The sequence below is a fragment of the Okeania sp. SIO2F5 genome (genome assembly GCF_010692685.1).
Classification (GTDB): Bacteria; Cyanobacteriota; Cyanobacteriia; order Cyanobacteriales; family Microcoleaceae; genus Okeania; species Okeania hirsuta.
In genome coordinates this window covers 19,282-30,995 of sequence record NZ_JAAHGU010000012.1, presented here as the reverse complement: position 1 = coordinate 30,995, position 11,714 = coordinate 19,282, and the positions used below count along the sequence as shown (strand labels likewise).

Annotated in this window: 7 protein-coding genes; 3 read left to right on the top strand and 4 right to left on the bottom strand. The window is 36.9% G+C overall.

All coding sequences use genetic code 11. The features are described from left to right. Positions 1 to 275 precede the first annotated feature (275 nt). The 4 genes from F6K27_RS07710 to F6K27_RS07695 all read right to left on the bottom strand — a co-directional run bounded on the left by F6K27_RS07710 (position 276) and on the right by F6K27_RS07695 (position 8,847). Positions 276 to 1,571 (bottom strand): DUF6745 domain-containing protein, encoded by a 1,296-nt coding sequence (locus F6K27_RS07710; protein WP_124144255.1) that lies wholly within the window; start codon positions 1,569 to 1,571, stop codon positions 276 to 278. After that, the gene (locus tag F6K27_RS07705; protein ID WP_124144256.1) at positions 1,558 to 1,851 is read right to left on the bottom strand and encodes a hypothetical protein; all 294 of its coding nucleotides are present in this window, start codon (positions 1,849 to 1,851) and stop codon (positions 1,558 to 1,560) included. Before F6K27_RS07705 ends, F6K27_RS07710 begins: the two co-directional genes overlap by 14 nt. Before the next feature lie 2,048 nt (positions 1,852 to 3,899). Beyond that, a complete protein-coding gene (locus F6K27_RS07700; protein ID WP_287273644.1) occupies positions 3,900 to 6,761 on the bottom strand; it encodes a zinc-dependent metalloprotease in 2,862 nt (953 codons plus the stop codon). A 1,066-nt stretch (positions 6,762 to 7,827) separates the two neighbouring features. Beyond that, positions 7,828 to 8,847: a M48 family metallopeptidase gene (locus F6K27_RS07695; protein ID WP_287278964.1), complete on the bottom strand. Its 1,020-nt coding sequence runs from the start codon at positions 8,845 to 8,847 to the stop codon at positions 7,828 to 7,830. A 281-nt stretch (positions 8,848 to 9,128) separates the two neighbouring features. Here F6K27_RS07695 and F6K27_RS07690 point away from each other — a divergent pair, with 281 nt between their 5' ends. The 3 genes from F6K27_RS07690 (at position 9,129) to F6K27_RS07680 (ending at position 11,604) form a co-directional block, all read left to right on the top strand. Next, positions 9,129 to 10,226, top strand: a complete 1,098-nt coding sequence (locus F6K27_RS07690) for an ABC transporter ATP-binding protein (protein WP_287278963.1) — start codon at positions 9,129 to 9,131, stop codon at positions 10,224 to 10,226. Continuing rightward, on the top strand, positions 10,201 to 10,335 hold the full coding sequence (locus F6K27_RS07685; RefSeq protein WP_287278962.1) for a hypothetical protein: 135 nt from the start codon (positions 10,201 to 10,203) through the stop codon (positions 10,333 to 10,335). The genes F6K27_RS07690 and F6K27_RS07685 overlap by 26 nt, the downstream gene beginning before the upstream one ends. Positions 10,336 to 10,803: 468 nt before the next feature. Further along, positions 10,804 to 11,604, top strand: a complete 801-nt coding sequence (locus tag F6K27_RS07680; protein WP_287278961.1) for an ABC transporter permease — start codon at positions 10,804 to 10,806, stop codon at positions 11,602 to 11,604. Positions 11,605 to 11,714: the final 110 nt, after the last annotated feature.

Sequence of the window (11,714 nt, the reverse complement as noted above, 5' to 3'; positions counted from 1 at the left end):
ACGCATCCTTAAAACTTTAACCTTTAGCGATCGCCTAATTTATGAAAAATACAGCTCATACAGTTACTTTTATGTTACATTATCAATATTTATGTAATATGTAAAGATGCCAGCGCTCATTGCTATATGTCCGCTTAATAGCGCGATTAAAAACTTTCTTCTTCTGTTCCTTGTTTTTTCCTCCTGACTCCTGACTCCCCCTCCTGGGAGGGGTTAGGGGTGGGTTGACTCCTGACTCCTTAGTTAGTACCTAGGAAAAATCAAATCTACATCTATTAAGTTTCCACCATAAATTCTTCTGGATCAACCCCCCAGTTTACCCAAGCAATAGCCTCCCTCGCTTTACTAATATCTGGAGGCACTCTTGTGGCATGAATATAATTTGTACTAGGGCAAATCATTTTTAATAGATAAATTGGTTCAACATCAATATAATTATCTATTCTCAACAGAGTATACTCTCGCCAACTATCTAATTCTACTGCTTGCAATTCCTGACAAATTCTACTGTAACCTATTCCCTGAATTAATACTCGTCGTAGTTCGGCATTTTCTTCTTCCAGTAACCACCGTACTTGCCATCGTTCGGGATATAATAATCCATATTTTTCTGGCAGCTTTACCCCATGATAAGCATAGATCCGATAACCATCAATAAATCTAATTGCCGATCCCCCTTCAGCATGAAAACGGTTTTGTTCGTCCAGAGATAGCTTAATTGGGCGGTCACATACCAAACAGATATTCTCTAATTGTAACACAAACCCGCATTCTTTGACCAACTCTTGAAGTGCCTGCCATTTTTTTTGGTTGCAACTACACTCAAGTACAGAGATACAGAAATCGATCATTTCAATGGAACTTGCCATCAAATTTTGGCTAATATTTGAGACTAACCCGATTGCATCGCCTATTTGTTGCAGGGGTTGCTTAATCTGTTCCTCCCACTCTCGTATCAGGGGTTGACTAGACAGATGCTCCCATATATTCACTTCTATATGTTGTGATAGGGGTTGTCCAACTTGTTGCCAAATTAAATCTCCGAATCGAATTAAAGGATTTCCTCCAGGAAACTCTATTAGTTGTTGTCGCAACTGTTTTTGCTGCTGTTCCCAGATTTGCCTAATAATGCCACCTTGCCATTGTACCCACAGCTCCTCTAATAATTCTGCGTGTTCAGCTAAGGTATCTTGCCAGATAAACATTAGCTGTAGTAATTCTTCATTGGGCAAATCATTTTCCAGTTTCAGCCAGAGTTGTTCATCAATTTGGCTTTCTATTTCTTCTGAGAGTTGAACTTGTAAGGAAGTTAGTAAGGGAGTGCCCAACATTTGCACTAAACGTTGGGGCGAACGCGATCCTACTATCTCTTTCATCGCATCTGGACTACTGATAAATAGAATCTCTGGCTCTCGTTTTCCCATAGCAGAATAAGCTGCTTTCACTGCATTTGTTGCCCTTTGCCTATCTATCGGGTCAGTTGACACCATATTCTTGTGCCACTTTTCCTGATACATTGGTATTAATGTTTTTTGTTCTGCTGTGAGGTTTTCAATTTTAGTCTGCCACATAGCGCCACCCAAGAGGTTCATATTCTCGCTGAATGCGTACCATCCAATTTCCTTGAGGAATCTCGATGGCTTTATGTTCTTCGTGGGTTAAAGTTACTTTTTCTGACAAAACTTTCAGGTACAGAGTGCCATCTTTTTCGCGTAGCTCTGCATCTCCACGAGTAATCCTATGAGAGTGTCCAGTGACCTCTCCTTCTGCTAAAGTCAGGTGAGATAGTTTTTTACCTAAAGCTAGCTTAACTGATTGTAATATTACATCACCTTGTCGAATTGGCTGCATCCTTATTTTTCCTTAGCCCTAATACTAACTGCACAACAAATATTTATGCTACCCTGTAATTTACATCGTACATCATGGCACATTTGTCAATCAACTTTAATATAAGTAGGTAAACGTTAAAATTTTTCGTTAGAGAAAGGCAGTAGGCAGAGAGCAGAAAGCCGAAGGAAAGAGGCTTCTGAGCTACTTTAATTTTTGTTACATACTTTGTTTTTTTTCGTGTTTACCTACTTAATCTATTAATTTCTATCTTTATATATTTTTGTAAAAATTATGATATACATTTATCTAGTCATTTTTATATGTAATTATGGATTCCCGTGATTTTATTTGTCGCTTTACTAAAGTAAAATTTTGATAAATGCAGTTTAGATCGCGTCTTTTATATTATTTTTATAATTTTTACAATTATTTAATATTTTTTACTTATAGTAAAGAAAGAATTGCTGAGGACATAGATAGATTGATATCATGTCTGATTACAGCAGTTTTCATTTGAATCGACCATAGTAGGGACGTTCCATGGAACGTCCCTACAAGTATTATTGTTTTGAATATGTAGTTCACCAATCTGAAAAGCGCTGTAAACCACTGTAATTATCATTGCTTCTGAGAAACCATAGGGAGGAGTCATATAGAATCCGGGTAATTAGTTATCGTATCGCTCTAGGAGTCAGTCCTCAGGAGTCAGGAGTCAGGAGAAAGAAAAGATTGAAATAGCATGAATTTTTAAATTTGTATTCAGTAGAACATCTGTATTAAGAGAAAGTAATTTTGCAATTACTGTATAACCGGATTCTATATCAGGAGGAAAAAACAAGGAAGAGGAGAAGAAAGTTTTTGTTTAGCTGGCGCACAACGCATCCTATCTCCTTGGTCGGAGCTGCGCTAAGGTCATGCTACTGCTTTCCGTTAACGCTCTTGGTCACCGAATGCGAATCGCAAACTGCGACATCTAACACGGAGCATCCAACGGAGTTCTATCGCGCTATTAAAGGGACATGATATTATCCCAATTTCATAAAATATTGCTACATTGTACGCAGGAGTAGAAGAAGAGAAGCATAAAAAAAAAGAAAAAAAAAGATTCAATATTTACAATATCTGCGAGCGATCAAATTTTATACTTAAGGCCAAAAATATAGATTAAGCGGTTGTTAGGGGAGCTTCCCGAAGGGTGGAATGGCGAGGAGACCTTGCTATATCCAATCGACAAAGAGAGATGTAATATCAAGTCCGGTTAAACAGTTATAGAATGGTTAACTCAGGAGGAGTCAGGAGTCAGGAGTCAGGAGTCAGGAGGAGAGAGGATTACAAAGATGGGCCTACTTATGACGATTGGAGAATTTTTTTATGTGCAATTAACCGGATTTGATATAATATCATGCTCCCCCGGAGGGGGAGCTACGCTAACGGTTGAATACTTATAAATAACTGTTGTGAGTCCTCAGGAGTCTACCCACCCCTCGCCCCTCCCCCTCCCAGGAGGGGAAGTCACCTCCTCAGGAGGGAAGAAAGGAGAAAAAGAGGAAATATTGGTATTGGGGGTATTTATAATTTCAGTATTTCTTTGGTACTTTCGGTACTGTCAGTCCTTAAATTTTATTTATAACTGACCCGTCCGCAATTCGTAGCTCCCTCAGAGGGGGAACATGATATAACTACCTTTGCGTGGATTTGGTATTGCAAAATTTTAACACAAATATAGTCATTCATGTTAATCTATAGACATGAAACTCTCAGACTATGTGAAAAAAGTAGGAATAAGTTATTAACAGTCTGGAGGTGGTGGAAACAAGGGAATTTAACAGGTTATCAATTGCCTTCTCGTACAATTATCATCACGGATGACTACAATTCTAAACCAGATGTGATAGCTTGCATTTATGCAAGAGTTTCCAGTGCACAAAACAAAGATAATTCTAGATAGACAAGCTGAACGGTTAAAAAAATTATGCCATTGCAAGAGGCTATAAAATCTTAAAAATTGGCTAAGATTCTAGTTGACCCTAACTATTACTATACCCTACCATATGTGTTGCCACCTACTAATTAGACTGTAATTGTGCATTCAAAGTTTTCACAATTCGATCGCGTGTTTCCTCCAAATGTGCTATTATATAGAGATTCATTTTCTTACCCCGCTTTTTAATTAGCTTCTCCAAATCTTCATTGAGTTGTCGCAGTTTATACCAAGCTAAACTTCTAGCATCTTCAGGCACAGTACGATTACGCAATACCATTGAAATTAGCAGATTTAAATGTTCCCGTTGCAGGGAGCGACGCATACTAGAAATCTTAACTTCTCCACCACTAGACTCTAAAACTTCGGTCCAGATACTATTTTGCAGAGTATCAAAAAGTTCCGGTAATTTCAAAGCATTATCTGGAGTTGTTTTCAACTCCAAATCTCGTAGACGAGTCAAACGAATATCAGAAAGGAGCGATCGTAAAACTATTCGTTGCCGCCATAAGATACGATCTTGAATAGAATAGTCTATAGGAAACAACCAACCATAGCTTCCCCAATGTCGCCAACGTGACGGTGCCAACTTGTTCAGCAAATCTGGTGAGAACTGAAACGCATCCTCACTAAAAACATATTTATCTAGTACTTCTAATGCTTGGCGTTGTATATCTACAGGTATTGGTTCAAATGGCAAACGACCATTAACGTTTTTGATACTCTCTCGGTTAAACGACTGACCCCCTATGTACAAAGCAGCATCATATATTTGCCAGAAATAATAAGACAAGACCGTATCAAACATTACTCTGATATCGCTATAACTTTCATCACTTCTGGGAACACGCTTTTCTAAATTTTTCCAAATCTTCCGGGCGTTATCTAGTTGCCACTGAGAATAAATTAATGTATTGCTACTGAGGTCAAATGTATTTGCTGCAGGATCAATATCATTAGCATCTTCATGAGCGGCATAAGATAGTTCTGGTTGTACTGCTAGGCTTGCAATTTCTTGTAAAAATGTTTTTTCACCAATATAACTAGCTATTCCACTGGGTTTGTAACCATATTCAATCGCCCACTCATCATAAGGACCAACTATAACTGGAAAGTAGTCTCCTTGTGTTGTTCCCTGTGGAGCTAGGTTGACTGGTACATAATCCATTATAGATGCTACTAACCCTTTTGTGTGAGTAATGCTAGTATCATTCAACTGTTCTGGTTCCAACATAGTGCTACCGTGGAAGTTATGTCCGAGACCAAGAGTATGTCCGACTTCGTGAGCAGTAAGATATTTTAAAAACTGATTGACATATTTCTCCATTTCTGTACTGTTAGGTCTGATATTTTGCAAAACATCCATTGCCATCGCTCCTACTGCTAACTGTTGAGATGACTCCCAACCAAAACAAAGATGTTCTGATGAGTGAGAATGTGATGATAACGACTTCCGAGAAGATTGATATTTTGCTTGTAGAGATTTAGGAATAATAGATTCTATGCTATTGTTTGAAATATTATCTTTTGTATCACTTTCTAAATTTCCTAAATAGCGAGAATACATATCTAATACACAGGGATTGTAACTTTTTCCATCCTTGGTTTGAAAAGCTTCAGCCAGAGATTGATTTTGTAAAATTAGGCCGCCTATTTCGCCATATTTAATACCCCTAATAATTCCTGCATCTAGAATAATATCTGCATCTAAAATTTGCCCTGTTAATGGATTTACACGGGAAGGGCCTAGTCCTTTAAACCAAGAGTCAAAAGTAGTAGACCAACGAATTGTATTGTAACGAATATCAGCCGGGTCCCAAGTAGCATCATCAGGCATTTGTTTGGCTTGAATAGCATTAATAAATCCCGCTTTTTCAAAAGCTTTATTCCACATTAAAATTCCTTCTCTAATGGCATTGCGATATTCGATTGGGACTGTATTTTCTATCCAGAAAGTTATCGGTTCTAGGGGTGGAGATAAAGGTGCGCTAGGAATTTGTTTTTCCAGATGCCATCTATTAATATAACGAACAAAGGGTTCACGACTATTATTGTCAGAAATATTTTTATAAGCGCTAATAAAATAACCTACCCTTTCATCCGCTAATCGAGGAATATAACCATTATTTATTGGTAATTCTGAGAAACTGTAGCGAACTTTGAGGTTAAAAGCACGGCTATCTGGCACAGATGCTAAATATTCTGTATTATCTTCATTTAAGATGCCATAAACTGACTCCATTTCTATGTTTAAAGGAAATGCTTTAGCATCACTAATATAAGACTTTGTTCGGTCTATTGAGTAGTCATCAGGCAAATTTTTTTCTAATGATGGTAAATTAATTTCTCCTATTAATAAATCATCTAAGTCAATCAACAATGTTTTTCTTTGAGGATGAGTTGCTTCAATAGGCAGAGAATATAAAACTGAATCACTAAAAGAACGTTTAACTGAACGAGCTTGAGGGTCTAATTCATTAGTCCTGAAATTGAGATTTGGCAGCACAAATTGAATTCGGTTTTGACGTTTCTGTAACTGAAAGATAAAGTCACCCATTGGTAAGCCACTAATTAAACCTGCCTCACCAATACCTGATTCTAAAGTAATTATAGAAAGGAAGTTTTTATTAAGTTGCTCTGGTTTAACTTCCATTAATGTTTTACCTGTTTCTTCATCTCTATAAATTGTAAACATCCCTTCTAGTTTCTCAGAACCATCAATTAATTTTTCATAAGAATCATCTATTTCTGTGGCACTAATAATTTGTTGTGGGTTTGCTGAAATATTAGTTGTTGAAGCTCTAGTTGTAGGAATGATAAATATAACCAGTAGAAATGATAAGCAAAATAATAGTAATATGCTTGTAATTTGAATGATTTTTTGCGAGATTATTTTGCCTATACAGTTTTTCTGTTTATGAGTTTTATTTTGACCGATCGTCCACATAATTAATTAAAGAATAAGGAAAAAGTATAGTACAATTAGCAAATATTAAGTTATATCATGTCCGGTTGAATACTGATAAATAACGACGGAGGAGTAAGTCCTTAGGTCGGGGAAGCCGTCGGATTGACGACGTACAGAAGGTAAGAAGAAGGAAGAGGATAGGAAAGTTTTTTATCGCGCGATTAAACGGATTTGATATTATTCATAACTAATAGTAAGTTTTGTGATTTTTATCCACCTTACCTAGTTTGATGAATTCAAGTTTCTTTTTTCTCTATGATAATCCGAAAATTTATCGACTGCCAATAGTGCGGATAAGTATAGTCGTCTGGGCAAAGACTGTCGATATGTTGTGTTATCTTACAAATCCTTGTCACTTATTTAGATACTCTTAAAGATTATTTAAAGCCTGGAAAAACTCTAATTAAAATTATTGATAAACTCAAGTAATAATTAGCAATTTATCAAAAATATAGCAATGAGCGCTGGCATCTTTACATATTACATAAATATTGATAATGTAACATAAAAGTAACTGTATGAGCTGTATTTTTCATAAATTAGGCGATCGCTAAAGGTTAAAGTTTTAAGGATGCGACGCATCCTTAAAACTTTAACCTTTAGCGATCGCCTAATTTATGAAAAATACAGCTCATACAGTTACTTTTATGTTACATTATCAATATTTATGTAATATGTAAAGATGCCAGCGCTCATTGCTATAAATATATTAGTCGCTCCTTGGACATGCCTCCGGAGGAGGAGCTGCAAATTGCGGAGACTCAAAACAGACGTGGAGGGAAGCATCAGACTACCGCCAAGGAAGCAGCACCCTGTATTAGCGGAGCTTTGCGCTAGCAAAACGTAAACTCGCCGAAGAACTAAGGTTCGGTAGGAATCTCCGCGTCTTTAGACCAGAGAGGATGTCAATAAACATCTCCAGAAAAGAGGCAACAGGCAACAGCTTATCTGGCAACAGGGAACCAACCCCGAACCCCTCCCAGGAGGGAAATAATTGATAATTTATGGATAAGAATTGATTTTCTTTTTGATTTTTACCAGATGTCTAATAATCAAATAAACGTTCTATATCATCTGCGGAGGAACCACCACGGCTAGAATTAACTCTCAAAGATGCTCCATCTTTAGAAAAATCATAACTCAAAGGTTCAGTTTGAGAAATAAGGGCTTTAGCCTCTTCTACTAGAGATGTTGCTGGAGATTTGACCATTAAATCTTTTAGAGCTTCAATACGTTTAGGTACAGCGGGATGAGTAGTATCAAATTCAGCGCTTGGAGTTTGCAGCAAAACATTCATTGCTCTTAAACAACCTTCTGGTTCAAAACCTGCCTTTGCTGAATACAAATATCCCTTTTCGTCAGCTTCCAATTCTCTTTTACGGCCTTCTTCAGCCAAAGTTTGTTCTAATTCTTCTTTTTTCTGAGCAACAATTTCATTTATTTTTTCTTGGCTTGCTTTAGTGCGTTGACGACTAGCATTGCCCAAAACAGCACCACCAACTCTCCCTGCTCTGCCTCCAAATACTCTAGCTGCAGTACCTCCGATAGACGTACCAGTTGCCTCTGCTTGAGCATCCTGTTTTTCTGCTAAAACTTCTTGTTGAGCCTCTTGTTCAATTTTTTCGATCAAAGCAAGTTTTTCTACTGGGGCTAAAGCTATGTGCCTTTCAGTATGATGTGCCATTTCGTGGGCAACTATACAAGCTATGGCAGAGGCATCGCCTACAAGTTGGTCTAGGATACCATTGTACATTGCAATGAGATTAACTTCTGTAGCAAAGGCATTGATTTCATATTTGGGAAATATGATTATTCGCCAAGGTTTTTCATCAAGTCCATTAGCTCTAGCAATACGGTCAACGATTCGATACAGTGTGTAAAGGTCATCAGGTAGTTCTTGTTTGGCCTGTTCGTATATATTTTTTGGTTGTTCGGTGTCTTTTGTCTGTTCTGTTGGGGTAGAATTTTCTGAGGAAGTTGGGTTGGCCTTAACTGATAGTTGATTGCTGGGTAGTAGGAATGTGGCTACTGCTAATATGGCTAGTATGGTTTTAATTTTTAACATGATATTTTCACCTAAAGTTAAAGTTAAACTAATTTTTTATTAACTAGCGATCGGTATTTTTCGTATCGGAATGCTTTTTAAAGTTAAGACAAACAATATTGATAGCTAGTTTTGTCTTGAAAAATTTAGAATAAACTCACTGGTATAAAATAGTAAATGATGATTTTATCGGATTTTATAGTCAGTTAGCAAAGCTATATTTTTACCCAATATTTGAGGTAATCTACCTATTAATAGTTTATCATTAAAAGTTTAGACTTAATCGCTTATTTAAGGTCATAATGATTGAAGTTGAGAAGTTAAGCAAAATTTATGGTTCAACCTCAGCAATTAAGGAGGTATCCTTTGCTGTACAACAAGGAGAAATATTGGGATTTTTAGGTCCGAATGGTGCAGGTAAAACTACAACAATGCGGATATTAGCTGGATATTTGCCTGCTACGAGTGGCACGGCTAAAATTGCTGGTTATGATGTCCATGAAGATTCTATGGCAGTACGACAATTGATTGGTTATCTACCAGAAATTCCGCCTTTGTATCCAGAAATGACTGTGGAAAGTTTTTTATTTTTTGTGACAAGAATTAAACGTGTTCCTGCGGGCGATCGCTCTTCTAAAGTTAAGGTGGCAATGAAGAGATGTGGGTTATTAGATAAGCGGAAAATATTAATTAGAAAACTTTCTAAGGGTTATAAACAAAGGGTTGGTATTGCTCAAGCTTTGGTACACGACCCGCAAGTAATTATATTAGATGAACCTACTGTTGGTCTTGACCCTAGACAAATTATTGAAGTTAGGAATTTGATTAAGAGTCTTGCTAATGACCATACAATTATTTTGTCTACTCATATTTTGCCGGAAGTTAGTATGACTTGTAATCGAGTGACGATTATTAATTATGGTGAAATTGTCGCTACAGGTAGTCCTGAAGAAATGAGTAATAAATCAGCAAGTGGGTGGGGATATGAAGTAGAAATTGAGGGAGAAAATCAGGCAATGGAAACAGGATTAAAGTTATTAGCTGAAGTTCCGGGGGTTCAATCTCTAGAAAAAATTAAGTCAGATAATGAAAGTCGCTTCAGAATACAAATAAAATCTCAACCAGATATGGAACCAGGAAAAGAAATTGCTAATACTATAGTTACAAATGGTTTGAGTTTATGCGAGTTGCGCCGAACTCGTGCTAGTTTAGAAGATGTTTTCTTAGGGTTAACTACAGGTGATATTCCTAAAAATTCATCGATTGAAGCATCGGCAAATTCTGTCATAGATAAAGTGAATAATGACCGAAATATTGAACTTCAGAAAAATCAAAATCCTCTTCCCGATCCTTGGCAAGATGTGACAGAAACAGATGCTCAAGAAGAAAAGAAAAATTGAGGCGATCGCCTACAATAAATTTGATAAATATTTGCTACAAATAACTAGGGTATTTATTAGGAGTCAGAAGTCAGGAGTCAGAATGAATGGCTTTAATACCAGTTTTTAGGTCGGAAATTCTCTTTCTCTCTTGGTGCGCGTTCCCTCTCTTGGTTGGGGTTCCCATGGCAAGGAGACCTCACCGGGTTCCGAACGCTTGCGACTGGAGTCGTCGCAGGGTCTCACCGCTTTATCAAAGGGATATCTCCTGCACCTCCCTTTTAATCACACTTATTATTCGTAACATTATTTGTAAGCATTCAGTAATTAGCTATCAGTTATCATTTATCATTTATCAGTTATTAACTTATTATCTGAGAAGGAGAATTTAAAATTATGTTTATGCAGCATTCCGCAGGAAAGAAAAAGGTAACAAGCTAACCTTAGTAAGTCCTGTACGTTCATGCATCTGAATGCTGAATGCTGAATGCTGAATGCTAATAGCTGTTTGCGCAGCATTCCGCAGGAAATGCTTACCATTATTTTTTCAAAATGGTATCACTTCCAGACCACAAAAAAATCAAAAGGATATTAAGCAATGCTAGTAGTAATTAGCAATATTTTGGCAATTTATAGAAAAGAGTTACAAGGATATTTTGCATCACCATTAGCTTATGCAATTACAGGAATATTTTGGTTATTGGCAGGATATTTTTTAGTTGCTATTTTATTAGGACCTGATGGAATTATTCAACAAATTGCGACTAGAGACCAATTAGGAATTACTGAACCGCCAGTCGATGCGCCCTACGAATTTTTGAAGGCTTATTTGGGTATTATGGGTTCTCTTTCTTTGTTTTTACTGCCGATGTTATCCATGAGTTTATATGCAGAAGAAAGAAAACGAGGCACTTTAGAATTATTAGCAACTTCACCTATAACTAACTGGGCAGTAGCAACAGGAAAATTATTAGCTGTATTAACATTTTATATTTCTATGGTATTGCCATTGTTAGGGTTAGAAGCTATTGCTATTGGTGCTGCTGAACCACCTATTTCGCCAGTTTTACTTTTGTTAGGACATGGAGGTTTAATTTTACTAGCTGGAGCAGTATTATCATTAGGAATGTTTATTTCTTCTTTGACAGATAGTACAATTTTGTCTGCCATTCTTACCTTTGCTTTAGTATTATTTTTGTGGGTAATTGATGTTGTAGCAAATAATGTTAGTGGTCCTTTAGCAGAGGCATTAAGACATTTATCAATGCTGACACATTACACTAATATTATTCAGGGACTTGTGGATACTAGCAGCATAATTATGTTGTTGAGTTATATTGTTTTGGGAGTATTTTTAACTGCTCAATCAATTGATGCTTTACGGTTCCAGCGTTCTTAATGAGGAAGGAGGAAGGAGGAAGAAAGAAGGAAGAAGGGAAAGAAAGGTTCATAAGGGAGAAGGTTTTTTTATGACTGTACTGTGGGCCTCTTGCCTGCTAGTAGTGTATT